At 46.9% G+C, this 19,011-nt stretch carries 12 protein-coding genes; 5 read left to right on the top strand and 7 right to left on the bottom strand.

Annotated features, from left to right (window positions below; all coding sequences use genetic code 11):
- Positions 1-41: 41 nt before the first annotated feature.
- Positions 42-524, bottom strand: a complete 483-nt coding sequence (locus QUA34_RS22050) for a hypothetical protein (protein ID WP_333389231.1) — start codon at positions 522-524, stop codon at positions 42-44.
- Positions 514-2,088: an exosortase O gene (gene xrtO, locus QUA34_RS22045; protein ID WP_333389230.1), complete on the bottom strand. Its 1,575-nt coding sequence runs from the start codon at positions 2,086-2,088 to the stop codon at positions 514-516. Before xrtO ends, QUA34_RS22050 begins: the two co-directional genes overlap by 11 nt.
- Positions 2,089-2,215: 127 nt before the next feature.
- On the opposite strand from xrtO, the gene smpB reads away from it, so the two are divergent.
- From smpB to QUA34_RS22030, 3 genes are all read left to right on the top strand, one after another.
- Entirely contained in the window at positions 2,216-2,683 is a 468-nt protein-coding gene (smpB, locus tag QUA34_RS22040; RefSeq protein WP_006631384.1) for an SsrA-binding protein SmpB, read from the top strand.
- A gap of 720 nt (positions 2,684-3,403) precedes the next feature.
- Positions 3,404-4,129, top strand: coding sequence for a tetratricopeptide repeat protein (locus QUA34_RS22035; protein ID WP_333081773.1), 726 nt, complete (start codon positions 3,404-3,406; stop codon positions 4,127-4,129).
- A complete protein-coding gene (locus tag QUA34_RS22030; RefSeq protein WP_333081774.1) occupies positions 4,126-4,353 on the top strand; it encodes an Osc7112_2153 family protein in 228 nt (75 codons plus the stop codon). The genes QUA34_RS22035 and QUA34_RS22030 overlap by 4 nt, the downstream gene beginning before the upstream one ends.
- 123 nt (positions 4,354-4,476) lie before the next feature.
- Here QUA34_RS22030 and QUA34_RS22025 read toward each other — a convergent pair whose 3' ends face one another.
- On the bottom strand, positions 4,477-4,647 hold the full coding sequence (locus QUA34_RS22025; protein WP_333081775.1) for a hypothetical protein: 171 nt from the start codon (positions 4,645-4,647) through the stop codon (positions 4,477-4,479).
- A 736-nt stretch (positions 4,648-5,383) separates the two neighbouring features.
- Here QUA34_RS22025 and QUA34_RS22020 point away from each other — a divergent pair.
- Together QUA34_RS22020 and QUA34_RS22015 are read left to right on the top strand one after the other, a co-directional pair.
- Positions 5,384-6,127: a hypothetical protein gene (locus QUA34_RS22020; RefSeq protein ID WP_333322719.1), complete on the top strand. Its 744-nt coding sequence runs from the start codon at positions 5,384-5,386 to the stop codon at positions 6,125-6,127.
- Positions 6,128-6,332: 205 nt separating this feature from the next.
- Positions 6,333-11,981 carry an AAA family ATPase gene (locus QUA34_RS22015; protein WP_333389229.1) on the top strand — a complete coding sequence of 1,883 codons (5,649 nt, stop codon included), beginning with the start codon at positions 6,333-6,335 and terminating at the stop codon, positions 11,979-11,981.
- A 286-nt stretch (positions 11,982-12,267) separates the two neighbouring features.
- Here QUA34_RS22015 and QUA34_RS22010 read toward each other — a convergent pair whose 3' ends face one another.
- From QUA34_RS22010 to QUA34_RS21995, 4 genes are all read right to left on the bottom strand, one after another.
- Positions 12,268-13,728, bottom strand: a complete 1,461-nt coding sequence (locus QUA34_RS22010) for an IctB family putative bicarbonate transporter (RefSeq protein ID WP_333322717.1) — start codon at positions 13,726-13,728, stop codon at positions 12,268-12,270.
- A gap of 298 nt (positions 13,729-14,026) precedes the next feature.
- Positions 14,027-14,914 (bottom strand): histidine kinase dimerization/phospho-acceptor domain-containing protein, encoded by an 888-nt coding sequence (locus QUA34_RS22005; protein WP_333081781.1) that lies wholly within the window; start codon positions 14,912-14,914, stop codon positions 14,027-14,029.
- Between the two features lie 156 nt (positions 14,915-15,070).
- Positions 15,071-16,513: a 1-acyl-sn-glycerol-3-phosphate acyltransferase gene (locus tag QUA34_RS22000; RefSeq protein ID WP_333322715.1), complete on the bottom strand. Its 1,443-nt coding sequence runs from the start codon at positions 16,511-16,513 to the stop codon at positions 15,071-15,073.
- A gap of 446 nt (positions 16,514-16,959) precedes the next feature.
- The gene (locus tag QUA34_RS21995) at positions 16,960-18,966 is read right to left on the bottom strand and encodes a ribonuclease R family protein (RefSeq protein ID WP_333389228.1); all 2,007 of its coding nucleotides are present in this window, start codon (positions 18,964-18,966) and stop codon (positions 16,960-16,962) included.
- Between the last annotated feature and the right edge of the window lie 45 nt (positions 18,967-19,011).

Genomic DNA, 19,011 nt, shown 5'->3' with positions numbered 1-19,011 from the left:
CTATAAAAGCGATGGTTAATCCAGATCTGCAAGAACCATCTTTAATTCCTCAAATTTAGACCTGAATCCTTACGTTTATTATGAGAAGTTTGAGAATCTGAGATATTGTGAACATTTTCTCTTTTACCCAGATATCCGTATAGCATTTCCACTGAAAATGCCGCGATGCACAAAACAATAGTAGCGATGATTAGAGAACTAGCTGGAGTGAGTTCTCGCAGCAGGAACAAGCGGAGCAAACAAAGCAAAAATAGCGGTGCTTCTACGCCGTAAAACCAACGCATTAGCTGTAGGGGTTGCTTGCCAAAACGCCTACCTCCTATTACAGTACATACAGTGGGTACTGCGATCGTAGCTGCCATGGTCAAAGAAAACTCTAGCGGGATGGTGCCATCGATTGTCGCCATAATTAATGGCACTCCTATAATAGGCAAAAGTCCCAAGTAAACAATCGATAAAAACGTCAAATTCCACGCCCAAAAAATCGTTTGAAAAATTCCATCAAATACCTGTTTAATTTTCATTTATTTCTCCTTGTAAGCTTTGTTTAATGGTATCGTATACGTTACCAGCAAACTCTTTTACTTCATGATTTTGTGCTTGTACCGGACTGTCAAATAAAATAGAAACTAGCACCCAATTGTGATTTTTGTGGGTGAGGTCGCTACCGATACGGGACATGAAGTTATCTGTAGTTAGCTGTGCAGATTGCAGCCAGTATGTAGCGGATAGTTGGTTGTCTTGGAGAGACAGCCAGCGCCCCGTTACAGCAGGAGTTAGCTGTGTTTTTTCTATGCGATTGACGGGAATTCCGCTCGCTACAAAACACAACTCGGGGGCGTGATAAGTTTGCCACGATGTGCTGGCTACTGTGAGCATGGAACCGCGCAAGTTGCCGGCGACAAATCTGATTTTTTGTGTTTGCGTGTCCGGATAGTTGCCAAAGAATTTTTGTTCGCTAGCATTCAGGGGAATCGACTCTGATTTAATATATTCAGGCAATCTTAAAGGTGCGATCGCCATTTTTGACGTTTCTACATGAGACAGTTGAGCCATGACTGCCAAAACTATGACTGCGGCAATTATTCCGGGTTTGGCTAAAGGGTGATTCTGTAGTATTTTTGAGTTGGATTTTGCAGAAATACCGCTGGTTTTTTTTTGCTGAAATTTCGGTACTCGTTGCAGCATTAACCAGGTTACAAAAGAAGCACATACTAAACCGACAATTCCCAGAGGAACGTGCATAATTTGTGCTAGGTTTGGCTGGTTAAACACTTCTGAAACCAGGACTAACACGGCAACCCGGGCAGTGTTAGCAGACACTAACATTAAGAGATTAGCAGCGCCGACGGCTAGCCATCTTAAACTTAATTTACGCCCTTCCAGCCAGGTAGCAGCTAGCAAAAATAGCGTTCCGACTAAGAGGGTTTTAATGCCGCTACAAGGCACGTCAACGTGAGCGATGCCGTTTTCCAAAACGATAATATCGTAAGAAGAAATAGCGCCAACGTGCAGCATTGACAGCAACTGTTCTACTACCTGAGCAGTCAGCACTCGCGCCGGCAAACCTAAGCCGCTATTAAACTGACTGTTGAATGGTAAAATACAAGCCAGCAAGCCCGCCACAGGCAAGTTTTTTTGCCAAAAGTTCTGCTCGACGAATAAGCCGCACAGCCCGTAAGTTCCGAGGATAAATAGCAGGACAGTAACTTGTTTGATATCAATTATGTACTGAAGGGCGATCGAGCAAATACCCGCACTCAACATCAACAGCAGCGGATATCGCCTCAAAACGAAATTTGGCGAAAATCCCGGCGGGCGATTTTCTTCGAGGGCTGCGCTAACGCAGTTCCCGCTCGATCGCACTACTAATGCTACAATCAGAAAGCCAATTACTATTTTATATAGTGTGGGTATCTCAACAAACGAGGATAACAGCCACTTAACAGCCGAGATATTGGCCCAAAACCAAGCAAGCGCCAGCAAAAAAGGAGCCAGCCAAACCAAATTAACCGCAGGATGAGGAGTAACAGAATCTGGAATTGCAGAATCAGTGATATTGGTGCGCTGCATGATACCGCTTGACATTCACGTTGGTGACATCTTAGCTCAGCCAAATTGGTAATGTCCAGACCGATTATTTAAGTTTTGTCAAGCTTCGATTTTCTCTACAGAGAAGCTAGCGTTATAATAATTAATTTTAGCGGAGGTAAAAATGAGCGAAAAAAGCCCAGGATACAAAATTGTTAGCGATAACCGACAAGCGCGCCATCTCTATGAAATTATAGAGACATACCAAGTGGGAATCGAATTGAAGGGAACCGAAGTCAAATCAATTCGGGAAGGAAAAGCCAATTTGCGGGACGGATATGGTTTAGTTCGGAACGGGGAACTGTGGCTAATCAACGTTCACATTTCGCCTTGGAGAAGTGCTAGTAACTATTTTAATCACGAACCCCGCCGCACCCGTAAATTGCTGATGCACAAGCAGGAAATTCGCAAATTAATCGGCAAAGTGGAAGAAAAAGGCTTGACTTTAGTGCCGTTAAAAATGTATTTGAAAGGCGGCTGGGTAAAACTTGATATCGGTTTGGGTAAAGGGAAAAAACTGTACGACAAGCGCGAAGATTTAAAGAAACGCGAAGACAAGCGGGATATGGAAAGAGCGATGAAGCAATTTTAGTCAGTTGTCAGTTGTCAGTTGTCAGTTGTCAGTTGTCATTTGTCATTAGACATCTCCGAAAAATAAACTAAAACCTTTGCTCCTCGAAGGTTGAAAGTTAATTTATGGAGATGTTTATTAGTCAGGAGTCATTAGTGATTCATGATTGGTGATTGCTCATTAATGATTGGCTATTTTAAATCTAGTTCGGTTAATTACTCATCATAATATTTTTCAAAATCCTCCCTTGAGGATTTTGAGGACTTCCATCGTCACTACAAACTTAATTAGAGTTATTTCACCGGAGTCCATCTTACAGAAGATACCAGGTTGATGAACTACACCCCAGCTCGTTCGCTCTCGGTAGGGACATGGCCCAGGGTAAGTCCCTACACTTCATAAACCTGGAATACGCTGTATCTCCTCATACAGTCCCATACAGTCGATCGACTGACCGCTGACTAAGTATTATTACTTAAGCGAGGGGAAGAGTTCTACCTTCTTCCTGCTTCCCGCTTCTTTTTCCTGAAAATATCCGGATGGCTTGTGGAGTCTCATGAATGATTAACCTATGCTCGAATACCTCTGGCTAGTGGGAGCATTACCCAAGCATTCGGCTGTGGACTGACAAACTCTTATGAGAAATAGGCTCAAACCTGAGTCATTTCTTAAGATTATGATGCCATTAGGGTGGCAATTAAATCTGGTAAACAAAATATCGCCCAACTCTCAAGTTAAAAAATGCTAAAAATGACACCATTAGCTAACATTTTCAATGCTATGAAAGAGCCAGCGAAAAAGCATCACAACTCCAAGTGGGGAGCCTTCTTGCTGATGCTAGCAGTAGGCTTTGGCGGCTGGCAAATTGGGTTGCCGGAACTGGCATCTTTTTTTAATAATAGGGCTTTTGAAAACTACAAAGCCAATCGATTCGCTGATACTCAAGAAGCATATGAGTTAGCGCTCTGGGTAGATCCAAAAAGCCGAACAGCTCTTTACAATTTAGGATGGCTTTGCGAAGAGGTGCAAGATTTACAATGCGCCAGAGCAAAATATCTGCAAGCTGCCAAACTCGGTCTGCCTGCTGCTTACAGCAACCTGGCTAGGTTATATATAGTTGATCAAAAAAACTATCCGGCTGCGGTTCACTTCCTGTGGCAAGGTTTGAAATTAGCTGAGGACGATCGAGTAAAATATTCTTTACTCAAAAACTTGGGATGGGCTCGCCTGGAACAGGGTCGATATTCAGAGGCATTGCAGCATCTGGATGAAGCGATTAAACTTGATAGTGAAGGACCAGCAACTTACTGCTTAAAAGCGCAAGTCTTAGAAAAGATGAAAAATACTAAGGAAGCGCTACCGCAGTGGAAAATTTGTCTAAAGTATGCGGATTCTCAAGAATTCGATGAGGATATATGGATAGGGATGGCACGTCAACGATTAAACGAGGAAAAAAGAAATAAATGAAACGCACAGTTTTGCTTTCATCAACCCTACTGGCAATTATAACGGTCCTGGAGCTAAGTCAAGCCTCAAAAGCAGTGCCAACTCCTGCGACTGTTAAACCTGCCCTTAATCAATCAGTGGAAATGCTGTTCAGCTCGAATCCGTCGATGCGACAGTGCAGAGATAGAAATGGTGGAAAATATGCGTGTCCGAGATTCATCATGACTCCGGAGAGCGAAGAATAAGAGTTATTTTCAATAAATTTTGTAGAGTGTACCATCACCACTTTACACAAACAGGTATGTAGTATGTAGTAGTAGTATGCAGGGTGCGCACTGCGCACCTTACTATCGATCATTGCTGTGTCCTTACAGCCACGATGTAGCGATCACTTCGATATCCGCTAAAGGCTGATTTGTCCAATTTACTCGTCCCACCTTCTGAGCCGCTTTTTTCGCTGCTTCGCCGGAAATAATATCATCGGCTTCAACTTGCTTCAAACCTCGGTCAACTTTGTCAAGGAAGTAAACCCTATTCATAACTTCCTCAAAAGTAATCTCTGGTGGGATTTCCTCTACGACCTTTAAGACTCTATATTTTACTGTAAGTAGTTGGACAGAATTAATTACACAAAATAGAATCGGAAATTCTCTTCCTGTGAGCCTTGCAAAATTATATTTGTGTAAATATTTCTGTCCATGTACTTAATATCTGACATGACCCAGACTTTTTTGTTGAGTCTGCTCTAGGATAACAGTCTCTGTCCTCCTATCACAGTAGTCCGTGTCAGTATATCTACATAATCGTAGATTTACTTAGTTAGGCTAACAAATTTAGACAGGACGAAACCTAGACTGAAACTGGATTATATAAATTTGAGATTCAAATTTTACCGATAACCTCTAATTTTCAAAGTGCTTCAGATAGATAAAAAGCAATCAGTAGCCTCCGTATAATTACTGAATAATGGGAAATACTCAGTATTGAATGAGCAGTTTGGACAGTTGGCTAAACAGTAGTTTTCCCGATGGCTCTAACAAAAATTTTAAGTTACAATTGCTTGCAGCGATGAAAGTGCCTTCACTCATTTTTAGAGACTCCAAGTTGTGACTGCATCAGTCTGATTTTATTTGACTGATTGCCCTTAATGTGAGGAGATTTTAAAGGATTTCCTGTTACGAATAAGCCGCTACTTCAAATTCCTTGGAAGAGGGGAATTTGGGTATAGCTAAATTCAACTCCTAAATAGTTGCCCATTACTTGAGGAAAATTGAGATGAAAACACTTCTAGATATAATAGAGAAAAAGAATCAGGAGTTTGCTCAGTTGCCGTTTTTCGAGTATATGAAAGATGAAAGTGTGGAGCCTCGCCAAAAACTGGCATTTGCGCCAGTGATTACCCCACTGGCGCTGGAGTTCAGCGAGTTGTGCAAGCGGGTTTTGCGACAGGAACCCACGACAAACAAGATTCAAGAAATCGTGAATCGGCACACTTATGAAGAACATTTTCACTGGCAATGGTTGCTGGAAGATATGGAGAAGATGGGCATGAATTATTCCATGCCTTTCAGCGACGTTGTGCGATTCATTTGGAGTGAGCACACCAAGGTATCTCGCTCCATGCTTCCTCTGTTTGAACGCTACACCTACCAAGCCGATCCGATCATGAAGCTGGTGGCGATCGAGGTTTCTGAAGTCACAGCCAATGTTTTTTTCCGGGCAACCAATCCGGTGGCAATGCAACTGCAAGCCATGACAGGGGATGAATTACGCTATTTTGGTATGTGCCACAATCACATTGAAAATACCCATACGCTCCATACTCCAGCCTCTTTGCAAGCCATCAGAGAAATTGAAGTGCCAGAGGAGATTCGCCAACAAGCGATGGAGTTTATTGATGTCGCCTTTGACTATTTTGCAGAACTGGTCAATGAATTTTTGGTTTACATCAAAACTCATTCCTACGAAAATCCGTTTGGCAAGGCGGCTCTTTCAGAGCCAGTGTTGAGCGCCGTCTAATTTATTGCCATTGGTCAGTTGTTGTAGCGATGGTAGAACGGATAACGCTGCTGTTCTACCATCGTTTTTCAGTAGTATTACTTTTATACTTACAAATGGCTTGTGCTCTATCTATTCCATCGGTTTATGCTGAAAAAAATATGAGTGTAGTGTGAAAGTAACCTTGAGAGTGGATAGAATGAATCCATTGTCTTGAATAGGGTTTATGCTAAAGAGCTTGATTGGAATTCCAGGATATCGAATTCATGAAATGATTTACACCAGTTCCAGAACGGTGGTTTACCGGGGCTGGCGAGAGTGGGATCAAACCCCCGTTGTGATCAAACTTCTAAAAACGGCTTATCCCAGCCTGGTTGAATTAGCACAATTCAAGAACCAATATGCGATCGCCCAAAGTTTGAACATGGCTGATGTTGTCCGTTTCTATAGTCTGGAAACCTACCAAAATCAGCTTGCTCTAATTATGGAGGACTTCGGAGGAATTTCACTCAAGGAGTATGCAGCGCTTTGGGGCCAGCAGTCTGAAGTGAACACCTCACTTGATAAGGCTCCTCGCTACGAGCCACTGTTTCTCACCGAATTTTTGCAGATTGCGATCGCCCTTGCCCAATCGCTCCACAATCTCTACCGTCATCGCATTATTCATAAAGATATCAAGCCTGCCAATATTTTAATTCATCCCACCACCAAGCAGATTAAGCTGATTGACTTTAGCATCGCTTCCCTGCTGCCCAGAGAAACGCAACTTTTGACCAGTCCTTCAGTGCTGGAGGGGACGCTGGAGTATTTATCCCCCGAACAAACCGGGCGGATGAACCGGGGCATTGACTACCGCACCGATTTCTATTCGCTAGGCATCACCTTCTACGAATTGCTCACTGGCCAGTTACCGTTTCAATCGGACGATGCGCTCGAACTGATACATTGCCACATCGCCAAACAAGCCCCCGCCGTCCATAACCTGAATCCTGCCGTGCCCCAGCTCCTCTCGGAGGTGGTGAGCAAACTGATGGCGAAGAATGCCGAAGATCGCTATCAGACCGCCTGGGGACTGAAGCACGACCTGGAAACCTGTTTGCATCAATGGAACGCAACGGCCATCATTGTGCCGTTTAAGCTGGGATACCGGGATACTTGCGATCGCTTCGTGATTCCTGAAAAGCTCTATGGTCGGGAAGCGGAAGTGACCATGCTGCTGGCAGCCTTTGAGCGGGTGCAGCAGGGTGCCACCGAACTGATGCTGGTGGCAGGCTTTTCCGGCGTGGGCAAAACGGCCGTCGTCCACGAAGTGCACAAGCTGATCGTGCGCCAATACGGGTACTTCATCAAAGGCAAGTTCGATCAATTCCAACGCAATATCCCCTTCTCGGCGTTGGTGCAGGCGTTCCGCGACTTGATGGGGCAACTGCTGACCGAGAGCGATGCCCAGATCGATCTATGGAAGACCAAGATTCTGGCGGCACTGGGCGAGAATAGCCAGGTGATCATCGAAGTAATTCCAGAACTCCAACGAATCATTGGTGAACAGTCTCCTGCGTCGGAACTGTCCGGCAGTGCAGCCCAAAATCGCTTTCATCTGTTGTTCCAAAAGTTCATCCAGGTTTTCACCACGCAAGAGCATCCCCTGGTGGTTTTTCTGGATGACCTGCAATGGGCAGACTCCGCCTCGCTCAAGCTGATGCAACTGCTGATGAGCGAAGCAAAAAGCCACTATTTGCTGCTGGTGGGTGCGTATCGGGATAACGAAGTTTCGTCCGCGCATCCGTTAATGCAGATGATCGAAGAACTGCAGCAGGCATCGGTCACGGTCAATAAAATTGCTCTAGCTCCCTTGACCCCCATCCACCTGAATTACTTGATTTCCGATACTCTAAATGCCTCACCAGAGCAAGCAATGGCCTTGACAAAGTTGGTGCATCAAAAGACCCAGGGGAATCCTTTTTTCAGCAATCAATTTATTAAATCGCTTTATGACGATGGACTGATTATATTTGATGCCTCGGTGGGCGGTTGGCATTATGACATCGCCCCAATCCGGGCTATGAGCCTGATTGAGGATGTGGTGGAATTTGTGGCCAAGCAATTGCAGAAGTTGTCGCTGGAAACCCAAAATGTCTTGAAACTGGCGGCTTGTATTGGCAACCAGTTTGACCTGGAAACGTTGGCGATCGTGTATGAGCAATCTCCCACAGAGACGGCTGCTGCTTTGTGGCAAGCCCTCAAAGAAGGAGTGATTTTGCCTTTGGGCGGCGAGGGATACAAATTATTCCCGGCCGATGGTTGGACACTTGTGACAGAAAATGCACCCATCCCTAGCGCTCAGGAAAAACCGATCGTCTCCTACCACTTTCTTCACGATCGCGTCCAACAAGCAGCCTACTCGTTGATTCCAGACGATGACAAACAGGCGACTCATATCAAAATCGGGCAACGGCTGTTGAACAATGTGCCAGAAGCCGAGCGAGAAGCCAACGTTTTTGAGATTGTGAATCACCTGAATATCGGTATCGAGTTGATTCGATCGCAGGACGAGCGGGAGCAACTCGCTCAACTCAACCTGATCGCAGGACGAAAAGCTCTCGCTTCCACCGCGCACAAAGCTGCTATGGAGTATTTGACCGGGGGAATCCGCTTGCTGCGATCGGACTGCTGGCATCGTCAGTATGTGTTAACCCTGTCTCTGCATGAGTCAGCGGCTGAAGCGGCTTATCTCTGCGGAGCCTATGAGCAGATGGAGGAACTGGGTGAGGCCGTGATGCAGCAAGCCAAGACTTTGCTCGATCGCGTGGGCATTTACGACATCAAAATTCAGGCCTATACAGCCCAAAATAATGTGCTGGCTGCGATCGCGATCGCTCGGCAAGCAATGGCACAGTTCGGCCTGGTTTTTCCTCTTGAACCCACCCCGGCTGACATTCAGGCAGCCCTCCAAGAAACGGCTGTTCTGCTGGGCGGGCGTAATCCAGAAGAACTGGTCGATTTGCCGATGATGACGGCGGCAGACAAACTGGCGGTTGTTCAAATTGTGGCCAGTGTGGCTCCCGCTGTTTATATTGCCACCCCGAATCTGTTTCCGTTGCTCATTTTGTCGCAGGTGAAAGCCTCGATTCAGTATGGTAATGCGCCCTTTTCTGCGTTCTGCTATGCCTGCTACGGGATTCTTCTAAACGGGATTTTGCAAGACGTTGAAGTGGCCGATCGGGTGGGCAAATTGGCGTTAGGGTTGAATGCCAAGTTGAATATCAACGTCATCAAGCCCACGGTTTTATATGTCGTGGGTGCTTTCCTCATCTATCTGAAATCTCATCTCCAGAATGCTGTGCAGTTGATGTTGGAAGGCTATAAAATTGCGCTCGACACGGGAAATATCTACTACGTCGGCTTCAATGCGAAAGATATTTGTCAGTATTCCTATTTCCTGGGGCGGGAACTGCCTCGGCTAGAGGAAGATATGCAGGCTTATAGTCTTGTCCTGAAGAATTTCCAACTAATTACCACCCTCAACTACTGCCGGATCTATCATCAAGCGGTTCTTAACTTACTAGGCAAGGCCCAGAATGCTTGTGTTCTGACTGGTCAAGCATTGAACGAGGAAGAATTATTACCTCAGCTAATTGCTGCAAATGAATTTACAGGACTTCACTATTTCTACGTTCATAAACTAATTCTCTGCTATCTGTTTGGGGATCTGTCTTTGGCGATCGCAACTGCTACTCAAGCCAGACAGTATCTAGGAGGAGGTACCGGATACGCCACGATTCCGGTCTTTCAGTTTTATGATTCGCTCACTGCGCTGGCTGCCTATCCTACTGCTACACCGTTTGAACAGGCAGAATTGCTGCAACGAGTGACTGAGAACCAGCAACAAATGCAAACCTGGGCCAGTCATGCGCCCATGAATTATCTGCATAAATTTGAGTTGGTGGCAGCGGAACAGTGTCGGGTGTTGGGTCAAACGGCGGTCGCGCTCGATCACTACGATCGCGCGATCGCGGCGGCCAAAGCCAACGAATACACGCAAGAAGAAGCCCTTGCCAACGAACTTGCAGCTCGATTCTATCTAGACTGGGGCAAAGAAGCGATCGCTCAGGTTTACCTGACGAATGCCTATTATGCCTATGGACGCTGGGGCGCGAAGGCAAAGCTAGATGACCTGGAACACCGCTATCCCCAACTCTTGGCTCCGATGGTGCAGGGCGAGGACGCAAGCTCTCCCATCCGGGCCGTTCGCTCCACCACCACCGGGGCGGGACGTAGTAGCAGTTCCAGCATTTCCGAAGCTCTAGATTTGGCAACGGTGATCAAAGCATCTCATGCGCTGGCCGGAGAAATTGAGTTGGAGAAGCTACTGGCAACGTTGATGCAGGTAGTGGTTGAAAATGCCGGAGCCGAAAAATGTGTACTGCTGCTGCGACATGAGGAAAATTGGGTGATTGCGGCCCAAACCGCGACCAATATTGAGATCGAAACTCCGTTAGAAGTGGGGACCCAGCGCTCCCAATTCGGTGAAAATTCGGCGTTTGGCTTGCGCTCGCGACCCCTGCGATCGAGCCGCGACATTCCCCACTCCGTTGTCAACTATGTTTCCCGCACTGCCGAGCCTTTAGTGCTGGATGATGCCCGACTGGAAACGACCTTTGCCACCGATCCCTACATGATTCAACAACAGCCCAAAAGCTTGCTGTGTATGCCAATCTGTAATCGTGGCAACCTGATTGGCATGGTGTATCTGGAAAATAATTTGACCATCGCCGCTTTCACCCGCAGCCGTATGGAAGTTCTGCGGTTGCTCACGGCGCAGGCAGCGATCTCGCTACAAAATGCAATGCTATACAACAAGCTTGCCCTGGCAAAAGCGCAACTGGAGCAAGCAAACCACACGCTGGAAGAGCGAGTGGAGCAGCGAACTCAGGAATTGCACGAGAAAAATCAACATCTCTCTGCCACCCTAGAGCAACTGCAACGCACGCAAACCCAATTAATTCAAACTGAGAAAATGTCAGGGTTGGGGCAACTGGTGGCTGGAGTGGCCCATGAAATCAACAATCCAGTGAACTTCATCTACGGCAATCTGATCCACACTGCTGAGTATACGGGGCATTTACTGGACTTAGTGGAGCTTTATCAACAGACCTATCCAGCGACCAACCGCCAAATTGAGGAGAAGATTACAGAAATCGACTTAGAGTTCCTGATTGAAGACTTGCCCAAGATACTGAGTTCAATGAAAGTAGGGGCCGATCGCATTCGTCAAATTGTCCTATCCCTGCGAAACTTCTCGCGACTGGATGAAGCAGAAATGAAGCCTGTTGACATCCATGAGGGAATTGACAGCACACTCATGATTTTGCAAAATCGGCTGAAAGCAAAACCCGATTGTCCTGCCATTGAAGTTATCAAAGAATACGGCGATTTACCAACGGTAGAGTGCTATGCAGGTCAGTTGAACCAGGTATTTATGAATATTCTGGCAAACGCGCTTGATGCTTTAGATAACTACAACGCTCAGCGTTCTGCAAAAGACGCACTCAATAATCCAAGTTGCATCACAATTCGGACTAAGTTATTTACTAACAATACTCAGCCTAGTCATTCTAAAAGAGTGGTGATTCAAATTCAAGACAACGGTTCGGGGATGACGCAACAGGTTAGACAACAGTTGTTTGACCCCTTCTTCACCACAAAACCTATTGGTAAAGGGACTGGATTAGGACTGTCAATTAGCTATCAAATTGTAGTTGCTAAACATGGTGGCTCCCTCCAATGCTTTTCTGAACCCGGTCAAGGGGCTGAATTCTGGATTGAAATTCCTGTTAGCCAAAGCAGTAGTGACTGTACTGCCGTGGCTAACTGAGTATTCGTAGGGCTTGGAGGAGCGGTATTTGAGAAATAATATCATTTCCGGTTACACTCCTTATGATGTTGACGGTTGACGGTTGACTGTTCACTGTCCACTGTCAACCGTCAACCGTCAACAGCGAACTTGAATTTACTATTCCGATGCTAACGGATTGGATATAAGGGGTGGAATCCTTGCTGGACAATGGTTTCAAGTGCTGCGAAAGCGGATGATGTTAGGAGCAACACCCTCTTGCTCGCATCCGCACCGGGCGGGGAGAAAGCCCCGCCAGCAATTCTATCTACTCGCCCTCTGTCAAAGCTGAATCTTCCTTATGGTGCGAGTTGCTGTAAAAACTAGCAATAATCGCCACCATCAACCACCACAGCATATTAACTTCCGGCCGGTACCAAACTGTATCGACAAAACCGTGGGCCATCATGCCGGCTAAAGTTGCGATCGCCCCAATCAACCAAAACCCCTGATTCGATTTGAGATTTGGGATTTGAGATTTGGGATTTCGGGATTCTTCCTGTAAATTAGAGATGTTAAATTGTGCATCCCGCAGATTTTTGATCTGCAACAAACCTTGATTGACGGTGACAGTCATCAGCCAAAGGAAACACATTAAACCGATAAAACCGGTTTCCACCGCAATTTCCAGCAGCACGGAATAAGCGCTCAAAGCAGTGAATCTCGGCTTCATATAAAGCGGATAAACTTTATTAAAAGCAGTGTTTCCCGGCCCAATTCCGAGAATTGGCCGATCGCGAATCATGTCAATCACCGCCGTCCAAACATTAATCCGAAAATTGTTGCTGCTGTCACCTCGGCCGATAAACATACTCGAAACTCGATCGCGCAGAGGCTCCACTAAAGCCACTCCCAAAATTAAGGCCCCAGCCAAACCTCCTAACCCTAACGGCAGCGCCCAAGTTCGCCAGAACCGAGGCATCAAAGGGCTGTACCAGTACCACAGCAGCACTAAAAATACCACCAGTAGAGCCACAAAACCGATCCAAGCACCCCGGCTGTCCGTGTAGCGCAAACACGCGCAATTCACTATCAGCATCGTCAGCGCTAAAATTTTTGTTCCCCATCCTTTCCACACAAAAAGTGCGGCGGCGCTCAATGCAATAGCTGGCAGTAAATAGGAACCCAGCAAGTTAGGATTTCCCAGAAAGCTGTAAACTCGCGTGACATTGGCTTGAGTAGAAGTCGGATCGTTCCAAGTAGCTAATGGCGGCACTTTGTCAATCCACTGCCGCACGCCGTAGAAACTGACAACTAGAGAGACGTTCAAAAATACGGCAATTAACCACGATCGCCAACGGGGCGATCGCAATATCCGAGCCATCAGCGCAAAAAACAGCAAATACAGCGTTAGCTTGCTCCAACCAGTAGCAGCGGCGACTTTCACCGGCGACATGGCGGTTGCGACGGTGGCAATGCCCCAGTACAGCAGTACCAGCAAGTGAATCGGCGTGAAGGGGATCTCGCGATCGTCCGAAACAGTCAGCAGCACCCAAAATGCAGCGCTAGCCGCCATCAACACCCCCACCAAGGCATTGTTTACAAACGGCGCAAAACCGAAAGTCAAGGCCAGCAAAACAAAGCCCAAGGGTTCGGCCCACTGCATCAGCCAGCTACTCTGCCGCCAACTGCGTAAAGAGCCGATCGCCAAATTGAATAAATAACTTCTACTTTGCCACTGAGAGAGTGGCAAATTTGCCAGAGTTAACTGTTGCCAAACTGAATTCATTTTTAGATTGATTATTGGTTATTGGGAATTGGGAATTGGGAATTAGGAATTGAGTCTAAAAGCATCGACAATTGGTAGTAACTCCCATCTTGCACCATTCTCCCTTAAGGCTTTTCTGGTCGGCTCCACAAAGAATAAATTTCTTGTGGGTGGGGCACGCGAGCCCGCGCATAAAAGCCTTATTGAGAATGGTGCAACATCTCAGTATTAATTAACAAATGACTTGTTTCTTCTTCCTTCTTCTTTCCATCCGTTACATCCGTTAGAAAATCCGTTGCCGAACTTCCTTCTTCCTTCTTTAGCCTTCCAACAATTCCGTAGCATTTGTGCAGGGCAGCCAGAGCACGTAGCGATATCCAGATTCCGGGGTTCCTTGAATCGAGAGTTGACCGCCTTGAATTTCCACCAATTGGCAGCAAAGCAGCAACCCCAAGCGTTCCCGCGCCCCGTAACCAGCTAAAACAGGTGCGCTATCCTCTGCATTCTGTGCCACCAAAGCCGCCAACTCAGAAAACGCCAGCGTTAAGCGCTGCGAACCCTGTGTCGGGAATTGCGGTTCGAGTCCGAGGGAGTCGGTTTCGGAGTTCGATGGCGAACCGCTACCAGATCCGGCATTCAACAAGTAGTCGGTGTAGAGTTTAGCATGGGGCAAACTTTCCCCTAACCAAGGATGAAAAACCCAAACTCCGATGTTGATACCGTCTTCTTTCCGAGAAACGTGGACTCGAATCACGCTGCCTGCCCCAGCAGATTGAATAATGCTAAAAATTAAGTGGTGCAGCATTTGCTGAACCTTATCTTTATCTACCAACCAGATGCGCGACCCGGGCCCCATCGACAAATTAATTTCTTGCTCTCGTCTACTTGCCGCGGAGGACAGGATGGTCACAACCTGCTGGCACAAAGTTTCTATATCGACTGCGGTTCGCTTTAAGGTGAAAGCGGAATCATCTAGTTCTGCCAGTTCCAAAATTTCTTCAACTAGCGATCGCAAAGAGCGGCTGCTGTCTTGGATCACGTCAATATATTCTTTTTGCTTGCTCGTTAAGGGGCCATAAATTTCTTGTTTCAACACGCTTGCCATGCCGAGGACAGAAGTGAGTGGTGTGAGCAATTCCTGCGCTAAATTATTTAGCAGTTTTACCTTAATTGAGTTAGTAGACAAATCGATAGGTTTGTTAGTCATCGCTAATTTTTATTGGTTCATTGTCGAGCGAGGTTTTGCGGTTCATTAGACCTCTTCCAAAAGTCTATAACAATTTGTTTATAATTCACCAAAAAAAACGTAGTGAATAAACATATATATTCCTTCTTCCCTAAAAGCTCTTGTTTATCTGAGTAATTAAGATTTAATCATTGCTTCTAAAGCTGATTGCAAGTCTTGAGTGAGTTCGGCAACTGCTAACCTGCGGCTGGTTTGATATCGATCCCAACGATCGCTCACTGATATGGGTTCGCCCACGGTCATTTGTACTTGCTGTTTGCCCAACTTGGGGCGACCGAAAGGATTTCCCCCTTTGATGCGAGCCAGTACGTCCCACAGCAGTAAAGTTGTTTCTGCCAAACGTTCTGCTGTCAGTTGTTCTTCGACGTACCTGCCCGTGACGGACACGAAACTTTCTACAAGTCTCATGTGCCACATCCGAAGACTTGCTTCTTCAGCGAGGCGATCGGCTAATCCTCTTTCTAAGGGAGAAAGTGCTGCAATATCTTTGATATCTTCTCGATAAATATACTCCCAGCCTGCTTGTTCCAGACGGCGGCAGCGGTCTATTAAACTGCCTTTGGGCTTTAAGTTAAAATATTCTTCTGCTACTTGCAAACCCACGTCTAACAAAGCTTTCAGTCGAGCCATCATTACTTCATTGCCCGAATCATTTCCCGTTTTTTCTGGTAGCGATAATGATGTCAAAATAGATGTTTCAGGCAGTAAAGTTTTATGATAAAAACGGCTGTAAAATTCTTCCATTACTGCTAGCAAATGGCTGCCAAGTCGAATCAGGCGCAGATATTGGAATTTGTGATTGTGGTTTTCGGAATCGGAATTTGCAGTCTTTAAATTTTCGATGTCGGTGCGATCTAATGGTGGCAGTCCGCAATCAATTTCTAATTGAGTTAAAAGTTTTTCTAGGGGTTGCCAAGGTGGGTTGATATAGCGGTATTGAATGCCGATCGGCACAATTAAAACTTTTTCAGTGCGTCCGGCTTTCACCAAATCTTCCAGGCACCAGAAGCCCATTTGAGCAATTCCCGGTTCGAGGGGGCTAACTATTTCATTGTGACCGTTGGTAGCGCCTTCTGGGGCGGCGGCGATCGGGAATTGGCTGTTGGCAAATAAATTGCGGGCCGATCGCAATCCGACGCGATCGATTTTACCGCGAACAATCGGAGTGCCACCGAGTTGGGAATACAACCAGCCGACTCCCGCACCGGCCCACAGGGGAATGCCGCGATCGTAGATAAAGTGGGAATGTACGGGGAATTGCAAGGGAATGCCTTTGGCGCGCGCTGCCTGGGGAACGAGTTTCCAAATTAGTTGTCCCAAACAGTAGGGATCGTCTGAGTTGGGATGGCGGAAGGCTAGCAAGAAGCGAACTTTCTGATTTTGAAATTGGTGGAATAGTTCGGCGAGGGTTTCGACGTTTTCGGCTTGAACGTGGCTGATACTCGTCCGAAATCGCAGCCACCAGGGGAGTATTTGCTTACAACCTTGCATCACTAGCGGGTTGTAGGCTGGGGGTATAAATTCCAGCGGCGGCTGAACTTGGCTAATTGAATTGGGCATTTTGCGATTTTAAATTTTAGATTTTAGATTTTAGATTACTAGGCTGCGGTAAAATTTTCCAATTTTTATGATGCTGAAGTTTTTTTATTAACCGCAGAGGACACAGAGGACACGGAGGAAGAGAGGAGATAGCAAAGCGTGTCAATTTAACGTCAAAAGTATTACCCGTCTTGGATTGAATATCACGTCCAGTCGATCGACCCCAATATTTTGGTCGGGGCGGGTTTAGGGGATTTCTGGCTTATATTACAGATCGGGGGTGAACTAGCCTTGACCAGAATTAGGATTATTTTACAGGACTAGATATGAAACCATCATCTTTTTTACCCCCCTACCCTTGACAAGGGGGATGCGAGGGGGTCAGAAACTCCACTAAAAACGAGATTTATCCTCAGTTTCAGCCTTCACCACAGCTTTTTGCAATCTAAAATCTAAAATCTAAAATCCTATTGTGCGGCTTCAAATATCATTTCCTGGAAGTTAATGACATCCGATCGCGGATCGCAGTGTGTGACTTTGACTTCTAGTCGATCGCCTATTGCGACCGATCGACCAAATCGCATTGCCAATTCTAAACCCAAATCTTCCAATAAAATCAATCCGAGATTGCTGTCTTCCCTCAGCCAGCGCAGCATTAAAGCTTCCCAAACTTCATCGGGGTTGCGCCGCAAATATTCCAATCCCCAATAGCGGTTAGTTTGGCGTTCGACAGTGGATGCTTCTTTAACTGCGGTGCCGAGACACATCACAATATCCTGTATTTCTTCAGCGGAAAAAGGTAGTGGTTCGCCCCGCAGGTGGGCTTTGATTTGGAAGTGAGTCAGCAAGTCGGTATAGCGACGGATCGGGGAAGTAACTTGAGTGTATAATTCCAAACCCAAGCCGGCGTGGCGTCCGGGGGTGAGGCCCATTTCGCTGCGGGGCATACAGCGGCGCACGGCGCAAGCGCGGGCGGGGCCTGCAGGTACGGCCAGCAGTTCTTCATCGGGAGGGAGTTCGGGCTGTGGCTGATAGCGGTAGGGTATGGGCAGGCTGTGAGCTTGACCGTAGCGGGCGGCTAGTTCGCCTGCTAAAATCATCATTTCGGCTACTAGCATCCGGGCTGTGGAGTCGTCGATGACGTGGATTTTGATGTCGTCGCCGTTGACTTTGATGACGGATTCGGGCATGAAAATGCTGATTGCGCCTTGGGCTTCCCGCCATTTTTGGCGCAGTTTGGCCGCAGAGGCGATCGCTGCTATTTCCGGTTCTGCTTCGATTCCCAACTCCAGCATTTCGTCTACATCATCGTAGGTCAAGCGGTAGGTGGGTTTTATGGTGCTGATGTGGATGCTGTAATCTAAAGCCGCGCCGATTTCGTCTAAGGTGACGCTGAAGCTGAGCGCGCTGCACTCTTTGCCTTGAATTAAACTCATTGGCCCGGTTGCCAAAGCTGGGGGAAACATGGAGATCATTCCCGTGGGCAGGTAAACCGTAGTGGTGCGCTTTCTGGCTTCGAGGTCGAGTTCGTCTCCGGGGGAAAGCAAGCGGGTGGGATCGGCGATGTGTATCCAGATCCGCTGCTGGCCGTTTTCGAGGAATTCTAAGCTGAGGCCGTCGTCGATTTCGGTGGTGCTTTCGTCGTCGATCGTGTAAACCTTGAGGTGAGTTAAATCGAGACGATTTGTGTCGGAGTCTGTTGGGGGATTTTCTAGGCAGCGTTGGGCCACTTCTAATACCTTTGCGGAGAATTGTAGGGGAATTTGGCTGCGCCGCAAAAACAGGTTTTCGTGGGTACTCCAGAGGCCGAGATCGACTAGGAGACCAAATGCTGCTTCAGGGTTTTCGGATCGTTGTAAGCTGGCTAAAGTTTCTAAGGCTGGGGTGCGGTGCGTTGCTTCTTCTCCGAGGAGGGCAAAGCGTTCTAGGGCGTCGAGGCGAGTTCGATCGCTATTTTCCCAATCTACATTTTCCCCTGCCAGCCGCTGTTTGACTCGATCCCAAAATCCTTGGGATTCTTGGTGTCGCTGCTGTTCTACTTCTTGCTGGTGTTTAATTTCGGCTACTTGGGCGGCGGGTCGCGGTTCGTAGCGATCGCCCTTTTGTTTGAAATACAGTTTGTCTGTTGATAGCAAACAGTAAGCCGCGTAACACTGGGCGGGACTACTCTGAGAAAATAACAGCTTTGCCAGGGATTCGGGATCTGCTGTTTCTCCGTCACCGACTAAAAGTTCCCAAGCGACTTCCAAACTCGACGGATCTGAGTAGGCTTCTACTTCTTTGAGAAATTTGGGAATGTCGGAGGGTTTGTATGTTTCTCCGACTACTTCGTAGGTGATTTGTTTGGGCGGTATGCTGTGCGGTTGACCGTTTTCGTCTACCACTACCCAGTTTTTCTTGCCGTCGGGGCGATCGGCAACTGCCAGACGGCGGTCGCCGTGCACTCTAAATTCTACTAACGTTCCCTTCTCCACTTGCCAGCTTTATATTTGAGATTTTGGATTTTTACAGTAGCCACT

This window comes from Microcoleus sp. POL10_C6, from assembly GCF_036701585.1.
In the GTDB taxonomy this organism is placed as follows: Bacteria; Cyanobacteriota; Cyanobacteriia; order Cyanobacteriales; family Microcoleaceae; genus Microcoleus.
This window is presented reverse-complemented; position numbering and strand designations above follow the sequence as displayed.

Coding starts and splice junctions, on each gene's coding strand:
- QUA34_RS22025 (WP_333081775.1), bottom strand. CDS start 4,647: ATGAATAGGGTTTACTTCCTTGACAAAGTTGACCGAGGTTTGAAGCAA.
- QUA34_RS22005 (WP_333081781.1), bottom strand. CDS start 14,914: ATGACTAACAAACCTATCGATTTGTCTACTAACTCAATTAAGGTAAAA.
- QUA34_RS22020 (WP_333322719.1), top strand. CDS start 5,384: ATGAAAACACTTCTAGATATAATAGAGAAAAAGAATCAGGAGTTTGCT.
- smpB (WP_006631384.1), top strand. CDS start 2,216: ATGAGCGAAAAAAGCCCAGGATACAAAATTGTTAGCGATAACCGACAA.
- xrtO (WP_333389230.1), bottom strand. CDS start 2,088: ATGTCAAGCGGTATCATGCAGCGCACCAATATCACTGATTCTGCAATT.
- QUA34_RS22000 (WP_333322715.1), bottom strand. CDS start 16,513: ATGCCCAATTCAATTAGCCAAGTTCAGCCGCCGCTGGAATTTATACCC.
- QUA34_RS22015 (WP_333389229.1), top strand. CDS start 6,333: ATGCTAAAGAGCTTGATTGGAATTCCAGGATATCGAATTCATGAAATG.
- QUA34_RS22030 (WP_333081774.1), top strand. CDS start 4,126: ATGAAACGCACAGTTTTGCTTTCATCAACCCTACTGGCAATTATAACG.
- QUA34_RS22035 (WP_333081773.1), top strand. CDS start 3,404: ATGCTAAAAATGACACCATTAGCTAACATTTTCAATGCTATGAAAGAG.
- QUA34_RS22010 (WP_333322717.1), bottom strand. CDS start 13,728: ATGAATTCAGTTTGGCAACAGTTAACTCTGGCAAATTTGCCACTCTCT.
- QUA34_RS22050 (WP_333389231.1), bottom strand. CDS start 524: ATGAAAATTAAACAGGTATTTGATGGAATTTTTCAAACGATTTTTTGG.